Raw genomic sequence first — 24,271 nt, 5'->3', positions numbered from 1 at the left:
TTGGGTTGAAGCATGAAACCCAACGCCCGCTCATGTTACGCTACCGCTAACCCATCCTACAAATAATTGAGCCTCCCTACTTAGGAGATTATTTTATTTATTCTCCCCACACCCCACACCCCACACCCCACACCCTCTTGTCAGAGGCCTGCCCGAATATGTAACAATTTATGGAAGAAACCCCCCAGCAAATTTAACGAGAAAAACATGGCAGCTACAATTAAGAAAGGAGCTTTAGTCCGCGTGGTGACGGGAAACCTAGAAAATAGCCTGGAGGCACTAGCCAGCGATCGCCGTTTACCCAGTTATATGTTCAACTCGACAGCAGAAGTCTTGGATGTAAAAGATGATTACGCTTTGATTAAATTCTATGTTCCTACCCCCAGTGTGTGGCTAAAGCTCGAACAACTGGAACCCGTCTGATGAGGATATTGCCTCATCCATAAATCATGGTTGACTTCTACGATACACTCATCCCCTGCCAATCGCCCCGAGTCTCGGTTATTGGTGCCGGTAACGTCGGACGCACCCTGGCCCAACGCATCGCCGAAAAAAACCTCGCCGATGTGGTTCTCCTCGATATCGTCAATGGTTTGCCCCAGGGTATTGCCCTAGATTTGATGGAAGCTCAGGGCATAGAACTGCACGACAGCGAGATTATCGGCACTAATAACTACGAAGACACGGCAGGCTCGGATATTGTCGTGATTACGGCTGGATTAGCCAGAAAACCGGGCATGAGTCGCGATGATCTCATGAATGTCAATGCCAAAATTGTCGTCGAGGCCGCCACTAAATGCCTCAAGTATTCTCCGGAAGCCATTTTTATCGTCATCACCAATCCCCTTGATGTGATGACCTATCTAGTCTGGCAAGCAACCGGTTTACCCCCCCAAAGAGTGATGGGAATGGCCGGAGTCCTCGATTCTTCCCGTTTACAAACCTTTATCGCCATGGAATTGGGGTTAGTACCGCCGACGTTCATGCTATGGTTTTGGGTGGTCACGGTGATTTAATGTTGCCCCTACCCCGTTACTGTACCGTCAGTGGTGTGCCGATTACCGAATTAATGGACGAGATAACAATTAACCGTTTAGTGGAGAGAACTCGCAACGGTGGGGCTGAAATCGTCAAATTACTGCAAACTGGCGGCGCTTATTACGCCCCTGCTTCCTCTGCCTGTACCATGGTCGAGACGATATTGAGAAATCAATCCCGTTTACTGCCGGCCGCAGCCTATCTTAAGGGTGAATACGGTTTACAGGATGTCTATCTGGGGGTTCCCTGTCGCTTGGGCTGTCGGGGTGTGGAAAGTATTCTGGAAGTGCGTTTGACCGATGCTGAACGTCTGGATTTACACACTTCTGCTGCCTCGGTTCGTCAGAATGTTCATTTAGCCCTTGACAGTCTCAAGGTTTTGATGTAGTTAATACAATTCGTATTTTAAGAGGGTACAGGGCAAAGAACCGTTATACAAGGGAGTGCGACGGGAAGAACGCAGACCGATTTGTTTGGTCAGTTCTTTGTTTCCCGATAAAATATAGGCTGTCCAACCCTTAAACCTCTGTTTTAAGACATCACCGAAGGATTTATATAAGGCCCCTAATTCTTCGGTATTGCCCAATCTTTTGCCGTAAGGGGGATTACAGAGAATAATCCCTCGATCGCTCGCCGGTTCTAAGTCGGTGATGCTTTGCAAGCTAAAATTAATATGCTCCTGCACTTGACAAAAATAGGCATTATCCTCGGCCTGACGCAAAACCTCATAATCGGCATCACTAGCATAAATTGGCGCATTTAGCTGAAATTTTTGTTTTTCTTTAGCTTCCTTAACCAAAGATTGCCATAAATCCGGTTGATAGTCTGGCCATTTCTGAAATCCGAACTGGGAACGAGATAAACCGGGGGCAATATTTAAAGCTTTTAACGTCGCTTCGATGACAATGGTTCCCGAACCACAAAAAGGGTCTAAAAGCGCCATATCATCCTGCCATGCCGATAATTCTACCAAAGCAGCGGCGAGACTTTCTTTCAGAGGTGCGACTCCCATGGCCCGATGATACCCGCGACGATGTAAACTGTGGCCAGAACTATCTAAACTAAGCACACAGCGATTTTTCTCGATATGAGCGTTAATTTGCAGGTCGGGGTTTTCTGTATCCACAAAAGAACGGGGATTGCCCTGTTGACGCTGTTGGTCGATAATAGCGTTTTTGATGCTTAAAGCGGTGTAATGGGTGTGATTGAGGCGATCGTTCGTTCCCGTACATTGTACCGCTAAAGTTTCCTCACTGCTGAGATAATCGCGCCAATCAATGGCTTGAATGCCATCATATAGTTCCTTCCCATCCCCACAGGGAATTTCGGCAATGGGAACCAAAACCCGAAAAATAATTCTTGACCAAAGATTGACTCGATAGAGTAGGGAGATATCCCCCTGAAAATGGACTCCGGTGAATACTGGTTTCACTTCTTTTGCCCCTAGGAATTCTAATTCCCTAGCGGCAATTTCTTCTAGTCCCCTAGCGGTAGTAGCAAAATAGGATCGAGTCATTTCAGTTATCAGTTATCAGTTATCAGGTTTCAGTGACTAGCGCCGGTCGTTGGTAGCTTGAAATCAGAAAGATTTTAATTTTTATTTTTATCCTCTTTTAAATTCCTATCTGATTCGCTCAAGTCAGTTAAAATGGGTGCATCTCATATTCGTGACTTTCTCTCACCTATAGGTGAGCAGCAGCAGTTAAGTAGGTGGGTGGAATTAAATATAAGATGAACGTAGGTTGGGTTGAAGCATGAAACCCAACGCCCGCATGGGTTACGCTACCGCTAACCCATCCTACAAATAATTGTGCCTCCCTACTTATTCAAAGAGGGCGAATGCAATTCGCCCCTACAATAATATTTATTATCGCGCCAATGGTAGGGGCGCACCGCGTGCGCCCAAAATGTCCTATAGATATTTCTTCAAAATTCAGATGCACCCATAATAATCCTCTTTTGTCAAGGCAGAAATGTTTAAGAATTGTGTCGCTGTGGTCATTAGTTTTATCCCGACTCTGTGGATATCTCCTCTCCCCTAGAGTCTTAACAAGTAATTGAGATGCACGGGCAGCTAATCTACTGAGAAACCCAAAAAATGCGTCTTTGATTAGGATCCCGTCGGGGACTTTGTTCCCCCATCACTTGCCGCGCTTGACTAGGATCAAAGCTGCGAGTAAATTGATCCCGCAATTGATTGACGCGTTCCTCCTTTTCTTGGGCTGCCAAACGCACTTCTTCTAATTTTGCCTGTTGCATCTGTTGGTAGGGTAACAAACGAGCGATCGCAAAAACCGCCGTGATGGAAATGGCGCTATAGGCAATAATTCGCAGCCAAATCTCGATAACTTGCCAGTTTTGGGATTTATTGCCACTTTTTGGCTTTTTTTGTGTTTTTTTGTCGGTTTGGTTTCGTGTTCGTGCGGTCATAGATTTATGAGTACAAGTAAAATCGGTCAGAAAGGCGGCTAAGTAGCTGGTTATAATTTAAAAATGGATTTTAGGTTGGATCCCCCCTGCCCCCTTGATAAGGGGGTGCCGATAGGCGGGGGATCCCCCCTTAGTCCCCCCTTGATAAGGGGGGTGTCTGACAACTTTTAACGCCTACCTACTTAATTACTTTTAAGTTACACCCAATCACCGATAACTGGTAACTGATGACTGATAACCGAAAAAACCCCAATCGGTCTATCCCATAGCTAGGTTAGACGGGATTAGGGTTTATTGAAAGCGACTTTACTTATAAAGTTCCGTCGCTAGACGAAAAGCCAAAATCCCGGGGATTAAAGCAATTACCAGAGCGACTAGAACTTGAGTATCAGAAAGCATTGCTGATTATCTCCTCATAAAGATATTCATCCAATACTTTCCGACATCATCGGGGTCCTCTGCATCATTTCGTTACAAGACTTCATATCTCCCCACCCCGATGACGGTTATCTCCCCTAGAAAAGAAAGTTGTAAAAGCGTTAAGCTGAAGTATTGCCATGATTACATTTATTTTTACCTGCGGCCTCAATGTTAGACTCGCTTCTTGATTCATCTCTAACCCTTAGTCTAAAAACCCCGTTAATTCTGTTGGTTCTCATTGCCCTAGAAGCGGTATTATCAGCAGATAACGCCATTGCTCTCGCTTCCATAGCACAGGGATTAGGAGATCATCAGCGTCAACGTCAGGCCTTGAATATTGGCTTAGTTTTCGCCTATATTCTCCGTATGATCTTGATTCTTACTGCCACCTGGGTGGTTAAATACTGGCAGTTTGAACTTTTGGGAGCAGTATATTTGCTCTGGTTAGTCTTTAATTACTTTGCCTCCCCTGAAGACAAAGACCACACCCATCATAGTCTCCGGTTTCAGTCTCTCTGGCAAGCTATCCCCCTCATTGCCGTTACCGATTTAGCTTTTTCCCTCGATAGTGTCACCACCTCCATCGCCGTGGCCGATGATACTTGGTTGATCCTGCTTGGTGGTACGATCGGAGTAGTTACCCTGCGCTTTATGGCGGGTTTATTTATTCGCTGGTTAGAGGAATACACCCACCTAGAAGATGCTGGTTTTGTCACCGTCGGTTTGGTGGGTTTAAGATTGCTGTTGCGGGTGATTAGTCCCGATTTTGTGCCGCCGGAATGGATTATGATTAGTTTAATTGCTATCCTCTTTGCTTGGGGTTTCTCAAAACGCAACGATCGAGAACCAATAGAGAGTGATACCATCCAATCTGATGAATTGCCATAAAATAATCATCAGGAGTCAGGAGTCAGGAGATTATTTTTATTTATTCTCCCCACTCCCCCACTCCCCCACTCCCCCATTACCCCACTTCCCCACTCCCTACTTCTCAACCCCTCACTAATTACCGACCACTGAAAAGAGAATCCCTAGAAGATCATGCCATCTTTACCGACTCCATCTGCTGATACCTTAGAAAATTCTACTCGATCGCCCTCTTGGAAAATTAAACTCCTCTACGATGGAGAATGTCCCCTCTGCTTGCGCGAGGTCAATTTTCTGCAAAAACGGGATGCTGGAAGAGGATTAGTTGCTTTTGTCGATATTGCCGCCGAAAACTATAATCCAGAGGAAAATGGCGGTATTTCCTTCGCGGCGGCCATGGGACGAATCCACGCTGTACTAGCTGATGGTACTATTCTCCAAAATGTGGAAGTGTTTCGCCAAGTCTATGATATTTTGGGCATCGGTTGGATTTATGCCGCTACTAAATGGCCGGTTATTGGGTTTCTAGTGGATATTATCTATGAAATTTGGGCTTCTTGGCGATTAACCTTAACCGGAAGACCGAATTTACAAACAATCTTAGCAGAACGTCAAAAACGTCTGGAATGCAACTCATCAAATCGTTGTTCTCAGTCAGTTAAAATCTCCTAAAAAAATAGGGAGTATTTAACTCTCTAGTAGGGATATTCTGTTGGTGATCTAAGTAGGTGGGTGGAATTAAATATAAAATGAACGTAGGTTGGGTTGAAGCATGAAACCCAACGCCCGAACGGGTTACGCTACCGCTAACCCATCCTACAAATAATTGTGCCTACCTACTTAACTACGCAGTTTTTGCAACGCTTTCGACTCAATTTGTCGCACCCTTTCCAGGGATAATTCCAAAGTGCGACCGATATCACCTAAAGCATGGGATTTACCATTAAAATTTAGTTGGCAATTTTTCGGACATCGAGTCCTCAAATTGCCGCCCCCTGCACCTTCCCCACTGGTGCGTTGCTGAGGGTGGGGACTGATGCAGGTTCGCTCAACTCGACACGATACTAGACAATCGGCTGAAAGACACTTGTCGCAACAAAATCGCCAACAGCTAACCCCATTTCAAAAGATTCAATACAAGCTTCCCGGACGTGAACTCCGCCATAAATACGGCCGATGGCATCTTCCATTCCCGCGTCATGGAAGCTATCGAAACTACGAACGACACCGGGAAGTTCTTGGGAGACAGCACTAAACACATAGTTTTCACCAAAATACTCGGTCATCACTCCAGCAAATGCTCCCCCCATGGCGGAATGCCCTGACATATAATCCGGGAAAGGCGGCGAATTAACCCCCATTAATGTTGACAGCAAGGATTCCCAATTGGGATCGCCCACCGTAGAAGCTATCCCGTCATTAGCCGCAAATCCCCCAGCAATTACGTCATCAGGGCGAGGTTGGAGTTCAGTGTATTTCTCTTTCCAAGCGACGATTACCGCATCTGCCAGCGCGGTATTTAATGCGGCAAATAAGCTGGCATCTTCTTGCAAGGTATTGCCCTCACGCACGGCGATTTCTTGAGCAATTTGGTTTAAGTGACCGTAGGGACGGAAGGTATCAGCCCGGTCATAGGCCCAGAAAACAGCCATTTCTGCCTGGTCTGCATTGCGTAAAGTGGTCGTGAGAGCAGTGTTTTGCAAGCCGCCGTAGAGCCGGACTTCTTCAATTTCTTGGGCATACAATGCACCCTGATCATTAGGATTGTCGGGACGGCCATCAAGAGTTACATCAAGTTGATTTTGCGAGACAAACTGGTCAATGTTGCCAATTGTCCAAGGAGTTACCCCACCCCAGTTGGCACCGAGTGCTACCCCAGCAGTGGGTCCTACGGTTTCTGGTCTCCAGACATAGTTTCCCGACGGCGCAGTGAAAGGCGTATTGTTGCTGGAACCATCATTAGCGCGTAAATTGAGGCTCTGATTGGCTACTAAAATGCCAAAATTAAAACCCCTGCTTTCAGCGGTGGCACTGTCCTGAATCTCCGCCAGAGAATTGGTTACTTGCTGTAAGAACAAGCTATTTTGTCCAGGTAATTGAGTAGAGAGAACTCGATAAGCAGCACCAACTACCGCCGCCTGCAACGAGGTATTTGCTGGTGCGTTCACATTTACAGCGTAGGAGGGATATGAAGTGTTGAAGGCCTGAACCGTATCATAGACGGCAGTAGAAACCAAGGCCATTAAGCGAGAACCCACTGTCGGCGGAACTCCCCGCCCTGCTTTTCCCTCGGCTTGAATCGCATTTAATGCGATCGCATTCCAGTCGATGATGGCATTAGTATTGAGTCCCGATACTAATTTACTGGTGACATTATTGGTTTCCAGTTGTTCGGGAATTTGGTTATTGGCATCAACTTGAGCAATGAGAAAGTAAGCCCCCGGAGCGATGACTGAAGTATTGTTTTGATACTGTAAGTTTAGGGTGACTGACTGCCCTGCGCTTAGGTTCAAGTTTGTGCTGACACTGGTGAGTAAGGCATCGTTACTGTCAATCTCACCGTCAGTGGAAATGTAGAGTCTAACAGTACTGGGACCACTGGCGATCGCCTGTCCTTGATTGGTGACAATTACCTGTGCATTCCCCTGAGCGCCGAAGTTAACCGTACTTGGCAAATTAATCGCGCCAAAACTGCCCACTAAATCTGGTAGTGAGACACTTGAGGTAAAACTTGAGGTAGAACTTGAGGTAAGACTTGAGGTAGGACTTGAGGTAAGACTTGAGGTAGAACTTGAGGTAGGACTTGAGGTAGGACTTGAGGCAGCACTTGAGGTAAAACTTGAGGTAGAACTTGAGGTAGAACCTGAATTTTCGTTATTGCCATTGTTTGATTTGTCTTCTTTTGGTTTCTTTTTTCCCTCAGTATCAAGTCCAATTGCATCTAAAAAATCAACTTCACTCAAAAGCACATTTAAATCTTCTAGGGAGAGTTGATTTAATTTTTTGTCACCGATAACCTCCTCTAACAACTCATCAATTTTACTGGATGCTTTAGTACTATTTGGTATTTGCTCGTTCTCAGTTACTTTCCTCTGGTCATCAACGGGTTTTTTTGGTGATGACTGGGCGGTAGTTATAGGAGTGGTTGAACTCATGGTCAATAAGTTAGGAAAGAGTAAAGGCATTCAAGACAGAAAGTATCGAAGCTTAACTTGTTGTTGCGCTCCAGCACCAAACCGATGTCACCGTCAGTAGAAATCTACAGGTTCACAGCACAAGTACCTCTGGTGATCAGCTGTGCTTGATGGGCGACAATTAGCTGTGCATTTATTTCCTTGATCTGTTTGACAAGGTTGACAAAACGGGAATCGTGGGGGCAATTCAAACTTGAGTTTTGCGATACAACTGAGTGATCCAACTCACATATTATAACACCATGGAATACCTGATGTCAATCAATTCTTATGTCTTTAATCATACATTTTTATCGATGGATAAAAATAGAGTCATGTCTTATCGTCTTATCCCACATTCCGCACCCTAAAGTGTCACATTGAAAATTTTATCTAAATCGTCAAAACGATTGCCGGCTCTGAATTACAGGCTAATTTGTTTGCCCAGCAGATGCACAATTAGTGCTAAAAATCTGATAGCTATGATACCAAATTATTGAGATAGACTCTCATTAAGCAAGCTGGCGATCGCTGACTAGAGTGTGACACTTCATAATTCTTAGTAATCGCTAAAAGTCTTACTACACAAGGGCTAGAGCAACTGTTGGTTTCAACGACTAGGGGGCGGAATGTGGGTTTAATCATAGATTTTTAGGGGGCGGAATGTGGGTTTAATCATAGATTTTTATCGATGGTGGAAGATGAAATACCAGATAGCCCCGATATGATTATCCATTTTTTTGGAGAACGATAGACTCTGTCTGACCAATCTAGAAATTCGGCTCTTCTGGTTTCTGTGTGGAAACGAGGTCTATACCGATAGAATATCCGCAAAATAGTCCTAAAAGTTTTGCCCAATAAGCACTTCAGGGTTCCATAAGCAAAAATTATCACACAAAGTCGAGAAGAGCCGAAATTCTTTGTCGAAGAGTATTGTTTAATCTTTCAATAGGATTAGTTTGACCAGTTTCTTTACCTACTGCCCGATGACTTTTACGAGAAATTACTGTCTTATATAACTCCCAAAATTTTGTGTAAGCAACAGCACATTGTCGATAAACTCCTGGGAGAATTTTCCAGAGCTTTTTAGCTGATTCACGGCTTCTATCTCCTAAATAACAACCAATTATTTCTCGGGTAGTTCTATCGATAGCTAACCAAATATATACCTAAATTTTATTACAAAATAATAATGACTATAACTCATCCAATTCTATGATTAATTTGCCTTTAGGTTTGTCTGTTACCTATACCTGGCGAGGAAATTGGTTAAATTTATTATTAAGATAGTTTTGTAAACATGACCAACTCAATCCAGTTACTCCAGCAATTACTCGCAGAGAAATTCTTTCTAGCAGCAGGAGATTTATTAATTATTGGGTTTCGTTAGAGACGGTTTTATGACTAGGATTAATTGCCAACGGTTGACCATAATTTTTACCCTTACGTTTCGGTTTGCCATTATGTGTAGAACCATTTTTGATGGTATGGCAAGAACCACATTTAGGATAACTAAATATTGAAGCTTGTGAATCTTTTGTCAGAAGATTCTGTTCTAAATCTTCATCGCCATCCAACCAAAGTTTAATGATCCAAGAGAAGATATTGATAAAAACAGCAATCATAAAAAGCAAATTCTTGACATTTGTCAGGTAATTATTTTTATTAGTAAATATTCTACGCAACTCAGGCTAGATAAGCAAGAGAGCTACGCCACTACTATCGGATCACTACCGTCGGTTCTTCGTTACGGCGATCGCCTGTACTTTTGAAAATGATGACAAAACGGGAATCATAGGCACAATTCAAACTTGAGTTTTGCGACTACCTGAGTGATCTAACTCACACAGCTTAAATCATCGAAAATTTGGGTCTGAAACCCCGTCGTTCTACGACGGCTTTACCGTTAAATACTAGCGCATTTACACGATATATTCTAGAATGTGAGGTATGGAAAAAGCCTATTCTTACCGATTTTACCCCACACCCGAACAAGAGTCGCTATTGCGGCGCACTTTGGGCTGTGTAAGATTGGTTGACAATAAAGCTCTCCATCTCAGAACACAAGATTGGTACGAAAGACAAGAAAGAGTAGGATATACTGAAACTTCTTCAATGCTAACCGATTGGAAAAAACAAGAAGAATTAGAGTTTTTAAACGAAGTTAGCTGTGTACCTTTACAACAAGGGTTAAGACACCTACAAACAGCTTTTACCAATTTCTTTGCTGGTCGTACTAAGTATCCTAACTTTAAGAAAAAACATCAGGGAGGAAGTGCCGAATTTACTAAGTCTGCTTTTAAATTTAAAGACAAACAAATCTATTTAGCTAAATGCACAGAACCTTTACCTATTCGATGGTCAAGACAAATACCAGAAAGCTGTGAACCAAGTACAGTAACAGTCAGATTACATCCTTCTGGACGTTGGCATATCTCAATTAGATTTGATGACCCAACAATTAAGCCATTACCAGTAACAGATAAAGCCATCGGAATTGACTTAGGAATTAGTAGCCTTGTGATTACCAGCGATGGTGACAAAGTATCTAATCCTGAGCATTTTAACAAGCATTATCGGAGACTGCGAAGAGCATCTAAAAGTCTTTCTCGAAAACAGAAAGGGTCAAAAAATCTGGAAAAGGCAAAAATCAAAGTAGCAAGGATTCACGCTCAAATCACCGATAGTAGAAAAGACCATTTACATAAGCTAACCACTCAATTAGTTCGTGAAAACCAAACGATTGTGGTTGAGAATTTAGCCGTTAAGAATATGGTCAAAAACCCGAAATTATCTCAGGCAATATCTGATGTAAGCTGGGGTGAAATAACACGACAATTAGCCTATAAATGCCGTTGGTACGGCAGAAATTACATCGAAATAGATAGATGGTTTCCTAGCTCTAAAAGATGTAGTAATTGTGGGCATATTGCCCTTGAAAATGCCGTTAAATGTTCGAGAATGGGATTGTCCAGACTGTGGAACACACCATGACCGAGATATTAACGCCAGTAAAAATATTTTGGCCGCAGGGCTTGCGGTGTCAGTCCGGGTCGCGACCATAAGACCAGAACAGAGTAAATCTGTTAAGGCAGGTGCGAAAAATCCTTCGGGAAAGAAGCAGAAACCCAAATCGTGAGGTTTGGGAATCGCCGTCCGTTTTACGGCGGCGAGGATGTCAACAGTTTTTCTAGATTGAAAAGTCGGGGCGATCGCGCTCATCAGTTTTTTTAGGTTCAGAGGCCATGCGATCGCTAACTGAGTTGCTCTTCGTTGAGAAGTCGTGCGATCGCCTCTCGCAGATCTACCACCGTTACTCCTTCTAATACCTGACCATAAAACGAACCAAAATGCGTCTTATCACCTGTTACCAAAAGGTCTGCCCTATTCTCTACTGCTGTCGCTAAAATAGGAGCATCTTTCCAAGGTAGTCCCATCGACCTTGCCCAATTGACTCGCGAAAGTGGTGCTTCTCCAACTATAGTTAGTTTGGGGATTAAATCCCCCTCCAATCGTGTCAAAGCTTCGGGATACTTAGCCGTCAGGTTACGCCGCGTTTCTTCCAAGGCGTGAGGCGAGCTTAACAAAGCACAATACCTAGCAGAAGCTAACTGAAACAAAGCACTACAGCGACCATCAGGACTGATAGCGGCTGCAAAAATAACATTGGCATCAAGGAATAGACGCATCTGTATTCCCTATTTAGCATCTTTAAGCTTATGCTGAAGCTGTTGGGTTTCTTCGTCCGTTAAGCGATCGCCTATCTTAAACTCCTCAATCCGTTCCTCTGTATATATCTCAATCGGATACACGCCAGCAGGACGCAGTAAAATTCCACCATCAGCAGTCGTTTCTGCCAGTAGCATCGTTTCACCCTCTAACCCTAGATGATTGAGAATTGCTTTGGGAATAGAGACTTGACCCTTTTTTCCTAGCTTGATGATTTCCATAATTCAAAATAACCGTAATCCGGTGAGCCGGAATTTAAGTAAATAGTAACCTATGATGTTTACTCGCATCAACCCCTAGGTCAGTTGATCTAGTGGTCAGCCACAATAATTTTGACAAGTAAGTAATTTCTAGAACTTTTATATGGTAAAGACTTGAGAGATTTGGTGGTGATTCGGTAGTAGTGATGGCGGCTTAATCCTTTGCCAGGTGTGCATTGTAGTCATGGATAAAATACCAAAGGGCTCCCCAACGTGATTCTCCATTTTTTTAGAGAAAGATAGACTCTCTCTCACCAACCGAGAAATCCTTTGTCGAAAGGTATTATTTAATCTTTCAATAGGATTAGTTTGACCAGTTTCTTGACCGACCGGTCGATGACGTTTACTGGGAATTACTGTCTTATATGACTCCCAAAAGTCTGTGTAAGCAACCGCACATTGTCGGTAAACGCCTGGTAAACTAGCCCCAAAGTTTTTTGGCTGATTGACGACTCCTATCTCCGCGCATAGCAGCCAATAATTTCCCTTGTATTTCTATCAATTAACCGCCAAATATAGATTTTTATCGTCTTAGAAAAAACCAAAGACCACATTTCATCACATTCTCTAACCAATTTACCTTTTGGTTTGTCCGAAACCTTTATTTAACGGGGGACAGCCGCCAGTTTATTGTTGACATAATTTTGTTACCATGACCAACTTACCCCTGTTACTCTAGCAATTCCTCGTCAGGAAATTCGTTCGAGCAGGAGTTTATCAATTAATTGTTTGGTTTCGTCAGAGACGGTTTTATTAGTGGGATTGATCACAAACTGACGACCGCAATCTTTACACTGACGTTTCGGCTTGCCATTATGTGTAGAACCATTTTTGATGGTATGATAAGAACCACATTTAGGACAAGGGAATAGAGGTGAACTAGGGGGGGTACTTTGTTCGGTGCTAGACTGATATTTGAGTAAGCCAGACAGGAGCCAGAAAAAGATATTTATCAGAAAAGTCATGAGCAAGCTAGAGGTTTAAAGACTGAGCGGGTTCCAATTATTTTTATTAATAAATATTTTACACAATTCATACCAGGTAAGCAAGAGGGCTACGCCACTACTACCGAATCATTACCGATTTTCCTTGTTCCTAGAGAATTCGTGGCTAAATGCTTACCGCTCACTCCCCGTAGCGGAAAGACCCATTCGGCCGTGAACTATCGTTTCTCAGAGGTTCGTGTCAATTTTTTACAAAACTTTATGATCAATTTTGCATAATTCTCATGAAAACTAACGATAGAAAAACAAGGGAGATTCAAAGTTCAAAGTTCCTTTTTTCTGAAAATCTTCCACCATAGGTGTCCATTGGCAAAAGAAAAAACGAGTAGAGGCTTACCCCATGCAGTTATACCATAGAGAAGTACAAGCTTTCCAAATTCCCGTCCCTTGGTTACTAGGAGTTACCGTCGATTGTACGGCCTCCATTTCCAATCGAGATTTTGCGATTGCCAAGGATCAACTAATCAAATTTCTGGTCGCCACTCATCTACGAGGTCGATCTTTACCCGGTTTACCTTCCGATTTTGTATCCGTTACCGCTTTTAAAGATCGTCGAAATATTTTCGGACCGCCTCAGCCTTTAAATGTGGTTAAAATGGACAACGAAAGTCATGTAGCCGCCCTATGTCAGTGGGTTAATAACCTACGAAATGATGGTGGCAGTACCGCTCTATACGATGCGATTAAAATCGCTTCTTCCGAGTTGGTAGCAATGGACAGCTATCTTCCCTATCAATATTTAAAACTTGTCCTCGCTATCACGGACGGGGGTGATAATAACTCGAATACTAGGTTACAAGATCTGAGTTATTTTCTGAACTCTAATCTTTGTTTGTCAGTGATCGGTGTAGGGAGTTCGGCTAGTTCCCAACTGTCTTCGATTAGTCGATACGCTACCTCGACTCATTCGATCGGTAACTTTGGAGATCTATATCAAGCCATGACTATTTCTTTGGGAGTTGTTATCGAGCGTCAGGGATTGATTCAATTGTAAATCGGCCTACCGAAAAAGACTTCATGATCTTAAGGTTTGTTTGCGTAATCGCGGGTCACAGGTCAGATAGGAGAGTAGGGCGGTAGGAAATTCGGTAAAAATTCGGTTCGATCGCCCGAACACTCCGAACCCCTTGCGAGACTATAAGCGTACCACAAAGAACCGTACTATAAACCATTTTACTAATACATCAGAGAAGATTAATCGAAGCCAGTATCTAGCTCGATCTCTCTTCTCGTATTGGTGAATGCTCGTCCTAATTATCCATCGAAAATTCCGTTGTCCTTACCCACAGAGGAATTCTATGAACGCACAAAAAATTCAAGCCTTATTCAAAGTTCAGCGAAAAACCATGCCCCAAAAATTGTTTTGGCTAATGGTCGTTATTTCCTTGCTAATCTCCCTAGAGTATCAATCTGTACAAGCCTCGGTAGTGGATGCAAATTTTCGTTTCCCCTCTTCATCAAACTCCTACATCGCCCTCGCAAAAGGTTCTAGTCCTAGTATGAAGCCTGACTCGCTCAATAGTCCTCTCCTCGCCCAATCGACAAGCACTCAACCTAGCAATAACGGGCAACAAAATTTTGGGCAACAGGTAGTGTATCTGATTGCTGGCCTCTTCCTTTCTTGGTTCCTCTTGTTTCTCTTCGGTCCATTTTTATTTTTATTTGGGGTTGTGTTAATTGCCATCGGGCTATTCAATGCGAACCCTCCTTTGATTGGTGCTGGATTCGTCTATGTTGCCCTGGGGATGGCTGGTGTGTGGTTGAGAGGAGGAAATTAAGCAATATCTAACAAGGGTTAAGGTTTAGGCTCTCTTGGCGTTATCGTGATCGGCGAATCCGATCGAAGAAAGGACGTAGGGCCTACGCCCCCACCACCAACACCCGGCCCCCTGTAGGGTCGCAAGGCTTGCGCCCGACAAGGTTTGCGCCCAGAATGTAAAATGGTGAACATTTTTCACCCAATGTCCAAGAGAGTCAAGGTTTACCTCGCACTCCGGACTCAGATGTAATGAATTGAGCCTAGGTACTGAACCCAAGTTGCTAGTTACAATCTTCCTACCGAAGAAGACTTCATGGTTTCTTAAGATTTGTTTGCGTAGTCGCCCGTAATAAGTCAGATTAATTTTTAGGAGAGTAGGGCGGTAGGAAATTCGGTAAAAATTCGGTTCGATCGCCCGAACACTCCTAACACCCTACGGGCCTACAGCGACTCATCAACAATGTAAATTCAGCGGCTGAAACAAGGAGATTTATTCAATGACGACTACCCATAATGTTCCAGAAGCTCAAAACTATCCGAATTCCTCTTCAGATAAAAAATGGCAGGATTTTTTAGAATATTCTTATAAAAATCCCGAAAAATTTATAGAATGGATCGAACATGATCCCCGATACAAAGACATTGTTGCTAAGGCAAAGGAAAAGAAAATAGTGATTTCTGAAGAGCCTTCCTTATCTAAAAACATTTCGTTTTGCTTACGTTATCTGTTGATAGTTCCACCTAACAGCCTCTACGGTCGTGTAAAGGTTAATCCTCAGCTTGTGATGCGGGCTAAGGCTGTTGCGGCAGTGCAATCCGTCTCCAATATTTGGGATACCTTAACGGCTGTTCCTTTAGCCTACCTATCAGTTGGTGGAGGCCCTTTAGGTTTCTTTTTTGCGGCATTAATTACTGTTATCGCTCAAACATTTAGCAACAAAACAGCCGAAATTGCCGCGGTTGGATGTCACAAACATCAACGACTGGCAGGAGGTGCGACCTTTGGATGGGTAGCCATGAGCGCTCTGTTAACCTTGATTTCTGGGTATGGTTCAGATATTGTTACCAATGGATCCTATCTAGCCGAATATCATGCAGACAAAATTGTCAAAGAAAACGTTTTGCCCAAATACGAACGCAATCTTAAAACGGCGGAAGCTAAAGTAAAAGATGCTCAGAAATTAATCCAAAAATGTGACGAACAATTCAAAGAATGGCAGTCCTTACCAAAGTCAAGTCCCGGTCGTGATGCCTTCTATCGTAAGTTAAACGGTCCCTTTGGAGTGAAGCCTAGTTATTGGGACAATCAACCAACGGCACAACTTCCTCTTTGCCCTCGATCTCTAAGATTAGAGCATGAAAGTAAAGAAGAGATAGCTAAAGCACAAAAAGCATTAAATCAAACAAAATCAAACATTGACGAGGCAGGGAAACCGATTGTCTATCTTCAACAGTTCCAACCTAAATTGTATGCAAGCGAGTTTACAGAGCAGGGAAATATTCGTTCGGGAGTTAAAATCGTTGAAATAGCGATAACGAGTTTTAATGAAAGATTACTATCGGGTAATTTAGGTTCTCTTGGATTTTCTCTAATCGGCCTCGGTATAAGTGTAATCACCACAGCGATGGCTGTCACATTAACAATGATACATCGCCGTTTGCCTTCTGTTGCAGATACATTTGATCGCTCTCTCCATAATGCACAGGAAGAATTTTTCCATGCCGTGGGCGATGGATTGAGAAACAAGCAGGGTAAAAACAATAGCGATCATCAAGATAGTTAACAAGCTTATCTGGCAATCTCCCGTATCACAATTCGTGATCCAATTCATTATCTAAGGGGAATTTATGACTATTTTTGAGCCTCGTTCTCGATCTCCCGTCGAGTTCTTCGATGCTTTGGTGAACAGGTTGAAGCCCTCTTCTAAAATAAAATCTCGCACAAGCCATCTATCCTATGAGTTATTGCTTTTACAGTTGGTTCTAGAGGATGTTAGAGAAACAGGACAATTAGAATATCCTGCTTTTGTCGATAGCCTCTCTCTTGTGAAGCCGAAAATTGAAACAGTATCCCAAGAAGAGTATCAACGTAATCTCCTATTCTTGCTGATAGAAAATGTACACGAGACCGGCATTTGCGAGTATCCTCCCCTACAACAGTGGTTACATGGAGAAAATTATATTTCCGTCCTACTCTCAAATTTAGATCGGGCTGTAAACGATATTAAGGAAGGCGTGGATCGATTAAGAGATATTATGCTCAATCCAGAAGCTCACGATCTCTTTGAAAAAATTCACGAGCCTTTTGATCGCCTACTCAAAGGAATGCACTATCTTGACAATTTACTCGATAAAGTTTGTGATTACAGGATCGATAATAAAGGTGAACAAAAAAGACCTTTATTAAACAAACTCATTCATCACCTCAAGTTCGGAAGAACTATTGCAAAAAGTAAAGACAGGATGAAATCCTTGAATTGCTTGGTGTTGGGTCATTACACAGAGTTAAACTTGAATCCGACAGACCCCAAATTAAGACGGTTGACTTTAAAGTATCTGCTCGAAGTTAAGTCTAACAGCACCCAATGGTCATCGATTATTCGGGACGAGTTACAAAAAGAGTTGAACAAACAGAACAATCACTTCTCTGTCAAGAGTTCATCTCGATATTAAGTTTGTTGTCTTGGAGACTTCACCAGTTGTCAATTTTTTTTAGGAGAGATTATCATGAGTTACAATTCTATGCCCTATAAAAATATCAAAGATATTCGCATTCAGCTAGAGCATCTTGGTCGTATCGTCAAGCGCACTCAAGAAAAAGAGTTTGAAAAAGGACAGGCATTTAAAAAGTTTTTTCCAATTCTTTTTATTCCAATTTTTGCGATCAATGCTTTGCGAATTTATTGGGCTTTCAGAGCTAATAAAGAACTCGATTACTTTCGCACAAAATTTCATATCAAACAATGGTATGTGATATTGTATGGTTTATTGTGGGGAGCATTTTGGCGTTTTTTTACTCCCTTATGTATAGAGTTTTTACAGCTTATAAGCTCCTTGCTGGAGCTTTCTAAAGCAAACTCCTCTAATTCAGGGGGTTCGGCATGGGATTTATTGGTAACTTACCTACAAAATCAATGTAACGAAAATACCATTGCCTTATTTTTTATCATTGTATTTCAGTTCTTTGGATTTGTCTGGTTCGGGCAACATATCATAGAAATCATGGATGATGAAGATGAAATCAATACAGCCCGATCATCCCAATACGGGCTAATCAATAACCCCCTTCTCCATCAGGAACCTGGTTTCGCCCGATAAAAGGCTGGTTTTGCGAAGTTTTGTTACAGGATTCCACACCTCTGCTCTCTACCCTTCAATCCTCCCCGCCTTGAAATCGCTCTTCCGTCCCCCTGCCTCCCCAGGAGAACAAGCGCCCAGAAATCCTACAGGGTAAAGACTTCAGCCAGCTAAACGCTAATTCTTCGACCTCTCCACCGGATAAAATTCTTAAAAAAATGGACTCGATCCTACTTTCCCGCGTAAATTGGGAGACGACTGCCGATTAGATATAGGGAGCTATCTCGCAAGGAAGGAGAAAATCGATGGATGATCTAGAGAGGATAGTGGATGAATTAGCACTAGAGGCGAAAAGTTATCCTAAAGGCAGTAAGGATAGGCTGAAATACTTAACCAAGCTAACGAACGTGATCCAGCAATCCCAGCCGAGTTGTAGAAACTACTTTGACTTACCCTATCCTATCTATAGGGAACTACAGGACGAAGCTATCCAGGAAACCTGGTGCCTCTTGTATGAACAACAAATTGACAGATATGATCCCAACGAAGGCCATATTTTACGTTGGTTTCGGAAAACACTCGGCTTTCGCTTTTGTGACATCTGCGCCAAGTATTTAAATATTCGTCGCAATAAAAAGATGAAAGCGTTAAAAATTTGTATGTTAGCTTTTTTCAAAGGAGGAGAAAACCTTGGACTACTGCTACTTTGGCAAATAATTTATGCCAACCTTGTATTGCCAAAAACATATAAAATTCAGCAACAATCTCTTGATGAACCTGTATCTCAAAATGATGATCCGTCTAGTAAGACTCTCCTCGACCTCATAGAACAACCCGAAACCGCTCATCCTCGTCATCGAGAATATGAAAAACTCAGAAAACTAATTGAACAAGACCCGACTGGACAATTCAGGGAAGCTCACATTAGAAATAATGAGGAGGCGAATTTTCAGGCGATCGCACTTGGCAGAATCGATGGGCGATCGTGGAATGACTTATCCGAACAATGGAATATAAAAGTTTCAGTTCTCTCATCATTTTATCAGCGCAGTATTCAAAGGTTTAAGCAAATCTTTCGAGACTATCTTGACATTTGAATGTAAATAGTCAAAACAAATTAAAGCAGAGGAGATTCTTACCATGAGCGTCGAAAACGAACAATTAACTTTTCCTGTTCCTTTGGGAATGTCGGATTTTAACTTTGCTAGAGAGTTTAGCGGACAACAGAAAAATACTGCCAAAGCTCGTCAGGTTTTGCTCAATACCTTAGCCGTCCGTGCCGTTGGTTTTTATTGTTGTAATTTATTGAGTGTAGAGACGGATTTTGAGAATAGTGATAGCTGGGACAGTAGCGCTCGAATCCTCATGGATGTAGCGGATTTAGAGATCAAGGGGTTAGGGAAGTTAGAATGTCGTCCTATCCAGCCGGGGGAAAAGGTTTGTTATGTTCCCCCGGAGGTTTGGGAAGACAGAATCGCCTACGTCATAGTAGAGATCGACGAAAAAGAGAAAATGGCAAATATATTAGGTTTTGTCAAAAAAGTGGAAGCGGAACAAGTTTCCCTTGAGCAATTACAACCCTTGGAAGATTTGATAGATGTATTCGATTCTATTTCGCTTCAACAACGAATTGAACAAATTATACGAATCGAAAAACTTTTAGCTTCTGATTGGCTAGAATCAGAAAAAGTCTTAACAGCCAGTGGACGAAGTGGAAGATCTCGAAGGATCAGTCAGTCATCTCTTGATTCCTCGGCAATGCTGTTAAATAAAGGAAAGTTAATTAGCATAGATGGACGGGACTTTGCTTTGATGGTTGACATCTGGCAACAGGAGAATGAACAAAATAAAGTTAAGGTGTCTTTTGAGTTAATTCCTGTCGGAAATATTAGAAGTTTACCTTCTGGGTTGGAATTCGCCTTACTAGCTCCCTCTGGCAAAATGTTAACCTCGGCGACCGCAAAACAAGGGGATAACTGCCGAAGAATTACTCCTATTTTTGATCTGGAAAAACTAGAACTTGCCAAACAAAATGGTAAACTCTATGAAATCAAAATAACTTGTAACGGAAAAACTTATTCGGAAAGCTTTCCCAGTAATTGATTTAGAGCTTTTTTTTGAATTGGCGATGAGCGATTACAAAACAGTAGGAAAAAAATTATGCCGCAGGAAGTTGAATTTAATATAGTTACACAAGATATGCAGTCTTTTTGATCGAGATCAGAATCAGCGATGATTCTAACTCATCCAGAAGTCGTAGAAGACTTTCTGTTCCATTTTATCCAGATACACTAAGGGACTCTCTTCAGCAATGGCAACAGGATTTCCAACTAATAGTCAATAATGGTAGAAGAACACAGGCTGCTGAAAATAACCAGAATATCATTGAGAATGAAGACGATGATGATGATTTACCCTTTGATGATTCAGATAACAATAGTTCGTACAATAATTGTTGGGAATCTTATGAAAACTTAACCACCGAATTGAACAACTGGCTTAATTCGGGGAAGACTGGCAAAAGGTTCGGAATTGGCTAACTCAAGACCTGAAGAAATCAGAAGCCGAAATTCAAGTTACTATTCAAACCGATGATCTTCTGTTAAAACAACTTCCTTGGCAAGCTTGGGATTTATTATCTCAACACTACCCTCAAGCGGAAATCGCTATCGGACCCCCAGAATATGAACCCCCTGAAAAATGGGGAAAGATTAGACAACATCCCCAAGTTCGTATCTTGGTGATATTAGGTTCCGATGAAAATATTAGCCTTGATGAGGACTCAAAATTACTGGACAGAGTCCGAGAACATGGTGCGACACTAAAATCTTTAGAACAGCCAACCTTAGATGAATTAAAAAACGTATTAGCTGAACCTAAAGGCTGGAATATTATCTTTTATGCCGGCCATAGTGAAACGAATGATGAAGGGAAAGGAGTTTTGCATCTCAATGAGCGGGAGAGCATCACTATTGATGATATAAAAGAACAGTTGGAAGTTGCTATACAAAACGGACTGTATCTAGCGATTTTTAACTCTTGTGATGGCTTGGGAATTGCCGCTCAATTGGCAGAGTTACGCTTACCGCAAAGTATCGTGATGAAAGAGGAAATTGATAATCAGATGGCGATCGATTTCCTGAAATATTTCCTCGATTCCTTCTCCCGAAACAAATCTTTATTTGTCTCGGTGGGTAACGCACGACAACATCTGCAAAAAACCTATGATAAACCAGAGAAATTTCCTGGAGGACATTGGCTACCCGTTATCGTTCCTAACCCCGCAGTTCCCTTAGCCACCTGGAAAGAGTTTTTATCCGAGTCCGAATTGTCTCTTATATGGCGTATTCTCCTAATTATAGGGGGAATAGTAGGAGTCTTGGGTTTACCTCTCAGCCTCCTTTATGAATTTGGTTGGGATAAAGCTATATTCTACGCGAAGCTATATCCTCATATTATCCTCTATCCTCTTTTTATGTTTTGGGCGGCTCTATGGCTTGTTTATAAAGGTTTTACCCAAATTATCAACAGATCAGCCCGGGGTCTACAATTAGGCATATTAGCAATGTTAGCTATCTCTGTCGTACTTCTTGTGATAGAGATGAGTGGTTCCAATATGTTTCTATTAGAGCTTAATAAAACGGCTCAAGCAAGTATCGATCTATCAACTTTTAACAAAAACACGATCGCCGATATTCAAAAAATACCGAAAGATATTCTAGATACGCAAAAGATTTTTCAGAAAGACCACATCGTGATCAGTAAGGCAGTCCTTGAAGAATCCTTGTCTAACTATATTGCGATTAAAAAGGATGATCAGATCCCGGAAGAGCAGGCAAAAGGCTTTCATCAACTTATGGAAATTGGTTTAGATTATTTGACAACTTGGAAAGAACAAAAAAACTGGTCTTCTCTGAGCCGCGTGTTGTACGGTTATACTTTTTGGGCGATCACTTTTACAGGTTTATCATTTTTCGTTCTGTGGGTACAAAATCAAGATTTCAGAAAATTTTATAATCAAAGTAGATATTTTGAGTATTTAGTATTTGCTCAAGTAATGGTCGTCTTTTGGATTCCTTTTAGACTTTATTATGTCGTAAAAACCAAGAATATACTTTTTGGTTACACTGGTTTACAGTGGATGAAACCGTTAGAACCTTTTGTGTATTTAGTGATTTCCATTTTATTTGTCTTTACTCTTTGTCAAACGATTCGACAACAACATAAATATAGAATGCTTATTATAACAATAACAATTGTGTCGATCGGTGTTTCTCTGTGGATTGGCTATGGACTAACCGATATACTCGATCGAACCTTCTTTTTAAATACTCCTAACATCGGAACATGGATACTTGTCCCCATATTGACGGGACTAGCCATTTATCTGTTTTTCAACTACCAAGACAAATAATTTTGATTGCTGAATAAATCAGCAAACGGAGAAACTATGAACCGATTTTTATCTTTCCTATTCAAAGCCTTAGTTTTTGGCATCCCTGTAATCATTTTCCCTGCTAGTATATACTTAGAGTTTCGTGAAAATGACCGATGGATCTTCTATTGTCAGCTATATCCTCATCTCATCCTTTTTTCACTTTTGGCTTTTGGTGTTGTTCTAGTTAATCTTTATCAAGCTAGTGCTTTGATTCGACGACGATCAAGTTTTTTTAGAAACTGCTGTATCATGATTGTTATTTCAGCTATTCTGACATTTGTTGAAACTACTTCTAATAACATGATGTTGTTAGAACTCAACAATCAAGCGCAATCTACGATTGAACTTTCTCGAACGGCGATCAAACAAATTCAACAAATACCCGATAACATTATCGATGTTGATCGCATTATTAACGGAAACCAATTAACCATCAGCAAAGAAAACCTTGGAAAAGCTCTAATTAATTTTCGAGATCGCCAAACAAATCTGTCTCCAGAACAAAAACAAGGATACTACACATTCATGAAAAAAGGTCTATCATTTTCTACTTGGAAAAAACAAAATAATGTATTTTCCACAAGTAGAATATTTTATATTCTCTCCTTTTTTATTATAACTAGCGTTAGCTTAATCTTTTGGCCAATGCTTGTAATTTATGAAAGATCGGACATTCGAGATTATCACCGATACCTTAAATTACTAACAATTTCTTTCCTAGTATTTATGTTATGGATACCTCTGCGATACTATTATAATTTACTCACCTTAAATTTAGTTTTTGGCAATGATTATCTAATCGGAAGCTTGGATTTATTCGCCTTTTTGATCTATCCAGTGTACGGTTCTTTATTGGCTTGGAAAAATTATCAGAATCGCCCAGAAGATTTTAGAAGAATCTTTCTGATCGCAATTGCAATTTTTCTGGTAATTTTTGGAATCGTATTCCCCCATATTATTCCCAACATTGTTACTTATATTTTCGGGATCAATAGTGATGTGCTAACCTGGGGCATTTTACTGATTCCCAGTATTGTATATTACGGTTATCAAATTCATTTAACTTCTCATCAATGATCGCCATGAAAAAGAAACATAATGTAGTCACTCTGTATTTGATTTCTGCTTTTATTCTTTCCCTTTGTCCCTCTCTAACTGCCCAAGAATACCCCAGTATTTTTTATATCTCTAAAAGTGATAATGGCAACCAGGTTCACTACGGGATTCGCCTCGCCCCAGATTGTTCTCCGCAAGGCAGTAATCCCGTGTATCCCTACTGGAAACTGGAAAACAAAAAGACGGAAAATCTGCTCGAAATGGAACAGCCAGCTTTCGGTATTGCGAGTCAGTCTGTATCGGGAAATCAAGTGATCCTAGAAATCAATGGACTCAAAAATAATGGCATCAACCGACTGATTACCGTGAAAACCTTTCGCGCTCCTAATAATACCTGCCAGGCGAGAGCGTTTATTAAAATAAACCAAACTCCGAATCCCTTATCTCGCATCCATGTTACCCTTGCCAGTATTGTTCGCGTCCCTGGTATCGATATCGCCCTGGGTGGGAAAGTGAAAAGCCTGACTCTCATCGATACCCAACAAAACCAAGAAACTATCCCTTGTTTATCGAACTGTGAATTCGGTATTCAATTTGAAGAATATAGGACTTACGCACTGTACAATTTCACCATGATGTATATGAACGAAAATCCGTCGTTTCAGACTTTTAGCGATTAACTTCTGATCAATAGCGATCACTTAAAAATCATCAAAAAAGCACGTTAAAATGCCCGAAACCCATACCCCATATTTGGTCGATCCTGTCAATGCCTAAGTCCTAGAATAATTATCTTTTAA

The 24,271-nt window shown here is 41.7% G+C and carries 22 protein-coding genes and 4 pseudogenes; 15 read left to right on the top strand and 11 right to left on the bottom strand.

Features of this window, described 5'->3' with window-relative positions; translation table 11 throughout:
• The first annotated feature begins 207 nt into the window (after positions 1-207).
• Both VL20_RS26490 and mdh read left to right on the top strand, forming a co-directional pair.
• The gene (locus tag VL20_RS26490; protein WP_002758722.1) at positions 208-423 is read left to right on the top strand and encodes an NAD(P)H-quinone oxidoreductase subunit O; all 216 of its coding nucleotides are present in this window, start codon (positions 208-210) and stop codon (positions 421-423) included.
• 26 nt (positions 424-449) lie between these two features.
• Positions 450-1,426: pseudogene (gene mdh / locus VL20_RS26485) on the top strand (malate dehydrogenase).
• Here mdh and VL20_RS26480 read toward each other — a convergent pair.
• From VL20_RS26480 to psaM, 3 genes are all read right to left on the bottom strand, one after another.
• The gene (locus tag VL20_RS26480; protein ID WP_052278324.1) at positions 1,427-2,554 is read right to left on the bottom strand and encodes a THUMP domain-containing class I SAM-dependent RNA methyltransferase; all 1,128 of its coding nucleotides are present in this window, start codon (positions 2,552-2,554) and stop codon (positions 1,427-1,429) included.
• A gap of 563 nt (positions 2,555-3,117) precedes the next feature.
• Positions 3,118-3,468 (bottom strand): slr1601 family putative cell division protein, encoded by a 351-nt coding sequence (locus VL20_RS26475; protein WP_052278323.1) that lies wholly within the window; start codon positions 3,466-3,468, stop codon positions 3,118-3,120.
• 306 nt (positions 3,469-3,774) lie between these two features.
• Positions 3,775-3,867, bottom strand: coding sequence for a photosystem I reaction center subunit XII (psaM, locus tag VL20_RS26470; RefSeq protein ID WP_012264462.1), 93 nt, complete (start codon positions 3,865-3,867; stop codon positions 3,775-3,777).
• Between the two features lie 189 nt (positions 3,868-4,056).
• Between psaM and VL20_RS26465 the strand changes: the two genes are divergently transcribed.
• Both VL20_RS26465 and VL20_RS26460 read left to right on the top strand, forming a co-directional pair.
• A complete protein-coding gene (locus VL20_RS26465) occupies positions 4,057-4,776 on the top strand; it encodes a TerC family protein (RefSeq protein ID WP_002786989.1) in 720 nt (239 codons plus the stop codon).
• A gap of 153 nt (positions 4,777-4,929) precedes the next feature.
• On the top strand, positions 4,930-5,427 hold the full coding sequence (locus tag VL20_RS26460) for a thiol-disulfide oxidoreductase DCC family protein (protein ID WP_052278322.1): 498 nt from the start codon (positions 4,930-4,932) through the stop codon (positions 5,425-5,427).
• Positions 5,428-5,595: 168 nt separating this feature from the next.
• On the opposite strand, the pseudogene VL20_RS30810 reads toward VL20_RS26460, so the two are convergent.
• The 5 genes and pseudogenes from VL20_RS30810 to VL20_RS26450 all read right to left on the bottom strand — a co-directional run.
• Positions 5,596-5,700, bottom strand: a pseudogene (locus tag VL20_RS30810) (sigma factor-like helix-turn-helix DNA-binding protein); the annotation flags it as partial.
• A gap of 119 nt (positions 5,701-5,819) precedes the next feature.
• The gene (locus VL20_RS26455; protein WP_052278595.1) at positions 5,820-7,454 is read right to left on the bottom strand and encodes a CARDB domain-containing protein; all 1,635 of its coding nucleotides are present in this window, start codon (positions 7,452-7,454) and stop codon (positions 5,820-5,822) included.
• On the bottom strand, positions 7,454-7,639 hold the full coding sequence (locus VL20_RS33445; RefSeq protein WP_284525935.1) for a hypothetical protein: 186 nt from the start codon (positions 7,637-7,639) through the stop codon (positions 7,454-7,456). Before VL20_RS33445 ends, VL20_RS26455 begins: the two co-directional genes overlap by 1 nt.
• 1,179 nt (positions 7,640-8,818) lie before the next feature.
• A complete protein-coding gene (locus VL20_RS33995) occupies positions 8,819-9,055 on the bottom strand; it encodes a hypothetical protein (RefSeq protein WP_353847230.1) in 237 nt (78 codons plus the stop codon).
• A gap of 246 nt (positions 9,056-9,301) precedes the next feature.
• On the bottom strand, positions 9,302-9,553 hold the full coding sequence (locus VL20_RS26450; protein ID WP_052278321.1) for a hypothetical protein: 252 nt from the start codon (positions 9,551-9,553) through the stop codon (positions 9,302-9,304).
• 325 nt (positions 9,554-9,878) lie between these two features.
• On the opposite strand from VL20_RS26450, the pseudogene VL20_RS26445 reads away from it, so the two are divergent.
• Positions 9,879-11,067, top strand: a pseudogene (locus VL20_RS26445) (RNA-guided endonuclease InsQ/TnpB family protein).
• A 115-nt stretch (positions 11,068-11,182) separates the two neighbouring features.
• On the opposite strand, the gene VL20_RS26440 reads toward VL20_RS26445, so the two are convergent.
• The 3 genes and pseudogenes from VL20_RS26440 to VL20_RS30795 all read right to left on the bottom strand — a co-directional run bounded on the left by VL20_RS26440 (position 11,183) and on the right by VL20_RS30795 (position 12,753).
• Entirely contained in the window at positions 11,183-11,617 is a 435-nt protein-coding gene (locus VL20_RS26440; protein ID WP_052278320.1) for a PIN domain-containing protein, read from the bottom strand.
• A 9-nt stretch (positions 11,618-11,626) separates the two neighbouring features.
• Positions 11,627-11,878, bottom strand: a complete 252-nt coding sequence (locus tag VL20_RS26435; RefSeq protein WP_052278319.1) for an AbrB/MazE/SpoVT family DNA-binding domain-containing protein — start codon at positions 11,876-11,878, stop codon at positions 11,627-11,629.
• Positions 11,879-12,071: 193 nt separating this feature from the next.
• Positions 12,072-12,753, bottom strand: a pseudogene (locus VL20_RS30795) (IS1 family transposase).
• Positions 12,754-13,261: 508 nt separating this feature from the next.
• Here VL20_RS30795 and VL20_RS26425 point away from each other — a divergent pair.
• From VL20_RS26425 to VL20_RS26375, 10 genes are all read left to right on the top strand, one after another.
• The gene (locus VL20_RS26425; RefSeq protein ID WP_052278318.1) at positions 13,262-13,915 is read left to right on the top strand and encodes a VWA domain-containing protein; all 654 of its coding nucleotides are present in this window, start codon (positions 13,262-13,264) and stop codon (positions 13,913-13,915) included.
• Between the two features lie 304 nt (positions 13,916-14,219).
• Entirely contained in the window at positions 14,220-14,699 is a 480-nt protein-coding gene (locus tag VL20_RS26420) for a hypothetical protein (protein ID WP_052278317.1), read from the top strand.
• Positions 14,700-15,177: 478 nt separating this feature from the next.
• A complete protein-coding gene (locus tag VL20_RS26415) occupies positions 15,178-16,464 on the top strand; it encodes a hypothetical protein (protein WP_052278316.1) in 1,287 nt (428 codons plus the stop codon).
• Positions 16,465-16,528: 64 nt separating this feature from the next.
• On the top strand, positions 16,529-17,353 hold the full coding sequence (locus VL20_RS26410; RefSeq protein ID WP_052278315.1) for a hypothetical protein: 825 nt from the start codon (positions 16,529-16,531) through the stop codon (positions 17,351-17,353).
• A gap of 54 nt (positions 17,354-17,407) precedes the next feature.
• The gene (locus VL20_RS26405) at positions 17,408-17,998 is read left to right on the top strand and encodes a hypothetical protein (protein ID WP_128575348.1); all 591 of its coding nucleotides are present in this window, start codon (positions 17,408-17,410) and stop codon (positions 17,996-17,998) included.
• A gap of 284 nt (positions 17,999-18,282) precedes the next feature.
• Positions 18,283-19,074, top strand: a complete 792-nt coding sequence (locus tag VL20_RS26400; protein ID WP_052278313.1) for a hypothetical protein — start codon at positions 18,283-18,285, stop codon at positions 19,072-19,074.
• A gap of 43 nt (positions 19,075-19,117) precedes the next feature.
• Positions 19,118-20,080: a DUF1822 family protein gene (locus tag VL20_RS26395; protein ID WP_052278312.1), complete on the top strand. Its 963-nt coding sequence runs from the start codon at positions 19,118-19,120 to the stop codon at positions 20,078-20,080.
• A 445-nt stretch (positions 20,081-20,525) separates the two neighbouring features.
• The gene (locus VL20_RS26385) at positions 20,526-22,391 is read left to right on the top strand and encodes a CHAT domain-containing protein (RefSeq protein ID WP_128575345.1); all 1,866 of its coding nucleotides are present in this window, start codon (positions 20,526-20,528) and stop codon (positions 22,389-22,391) included.
• A 36-nt stretch (positions 22,392-22,427) separates the two neighbouring features.
• Positions 22,428-23,492 carry a hypothetical protein gene (locus VL20_RS26380; protein WP_128575343.1) on the top strand — a complete coding sequence of 355 codons (1,065 nt, stop codon included), beginning with the start codon at positions 22,428-22,430 and terminating at the stop codon, positions 23,490-23,492.
• 5 nt (positions 23,493-23,497) lie between these two features.
• On the top strand, positions 23,498-24,151 hold the full coding sequence (locus VL20_RS26375) for a DUF4833 domain-containing protein (RefSeq protein WP_158499397.1): 654 nt from the start codon (positions 23,498-23,500) through the stop codon (positions 24,149-24,151).
• Positions 24,152-24,271: the final 120 nt, after the last annotated feature.

The sequence above is a fragment of the Microcystis panniformis FACHB-1757 genome (assembly GCF_001264245.1).
GTDB classification, from domain to species: domain Bacteria; phylum Cyanobacteriota; class Cyanobacteriia; order Cyanobacteriales; family Microcystaceae; genus Microcystis; species Microcystis panniformis.
This window is presented reverse-complemented; position numbering and strand designations above follow the sequence as displayed.

Excerpts from the sequence above, each read along its gene's own strand:
- VL20_RS26415 (WP_052278316.1), top strand. The coding sequence starts at position 15,178 with ATGACGACTACCCATAATGTTCCAGAAGCTCAAAACTATCCGAATTCC.
- VL20_RS26480 (WP_052278324.1), bottom strand. The coding sequence starts at position 2,554 with ATGACTCGATCCTATTTTGCTACTACCGCTAGGGGACTAGAAGAAATT.
- VL20_RS26435 (WP_052278319.1), bottom strand. The coding sequence starts at position 11,878 with ATGGAAATCATCAAGCTAGGAAAAAAGGGTCAAGTCTCTATTCCCAAA.
- VL20_RS26450 (WP_052278321.1), bottom strand. The coding sequence starts at position 9,553 with ATGATTGCTGTTTTTATCAATATCTTCTCTTGGATCATTAAACTTTGG.
- VL20_RS26425 (WP_052278318.1), top strand. The coding sequence starts at position 13,262 with ATGCAGTTATACCATAGAGAAGTACAAGCTTTCCAAATTCCCGTCCCT.
- VL20_RS26405 (WP_128575348.1), top strand. The coding sequence starts at position 17,408 with ATGAGTTACAATTCTATGCCCTATAAAAATATCAAAGATATTCGCATT.
- VL20_RS26465 (WP_002786989.1), top strand. The coding sequence starts at position 4,057 with ATGTTAGACTCGCTTCTTGATTCATCTCTAACCCTTAGTCTAAAAACC.
- VL20_RS26460 (WP_052278322.1), top strand. The coding sequence starts at position 4,930 with ATGCCATCTTTACCGACTCCATCTGCTGATACCTTAGAAAATTCTACT.
- VL20_RS26400 (WP_052278313.1), top strand. The coding sequence starts at position 18,283 with ATGGATGATCTAGAGAGGATAGTGGATGAATTAGCACTAGAGGCGAAA.
- VL20_RS26490 (WP_002758722.1), top strand. The coding sequence starts at position 208 with ATGGCAGCTACAATTAAGAAAGGAGCTTTAGTCCGCGTGGTGACGGGA.
- VL20_RS26375 (WP_158499397.1), top strand. The coding sequence starts at position 23,498 with ATGAAAAAGAAACATAATGTAGTCACTCTGTATTTGATTTCTGCTTTT.
- VL20_RS33445 (WP_284525935.1), bottom strand. The coding sequence starts at position 7,639 with ATGGCAATAACGAAAATTCAGGTTCTACCTCAAGTTCTACCTCAAGTT.
- VL20_RS26440 (WP_052278320.1), bottom strand. The coding sequence starts at position 11,617 with ATGCGTCTATTCCTTGATGCCAATGTTATTTTTGCAGCCGCTATCAGT.
- VL20_RS26380 (WP_128575343.1), top strand. The coding sequence starts at position 22,428 with ATGAACCGATTTTTATCTTTCCTATTCAAAGCCTTAGTTTTTGGCATC.
- VL20_RS26475 (WP_052278323.1), bottom strand. The coding sequence starts at position 3,468 with ATGACCGCACGAACACGAAACCAAACCGACAAAAAAACACAAAAAAAG.
- VL20_RS26395 (WP_052278312.1), top strand. The coding sequence starts at position 19,118 with ATGAGCGTCGAAAACGAACAATTAACTTTTCCTGTTCCTTTGGGAATG.
- psaM (WP_012264462.1), bottom strand. The coding sequence starts at position 3,867 with ATGCTTTCTGATACTCAAGTTCTAGTCGCTCTGGTAATTGCTTTAATC.
- VL20_RS26410 (WP_052278315.1), top strand. The coding sequence starts at position 16,529 with ATGACTATTTTTGAGCCTCGTTCTCGATCTCCCGTCGAGTTCTTCGAT.
- VL20_RS26420 (WP_052278317.1), top strand. The coding sequence starts at position 14,220 with ATGAACGCACAAAAAATTCAAGCCTTATTCAAAGTTCAGCGAAAAACC.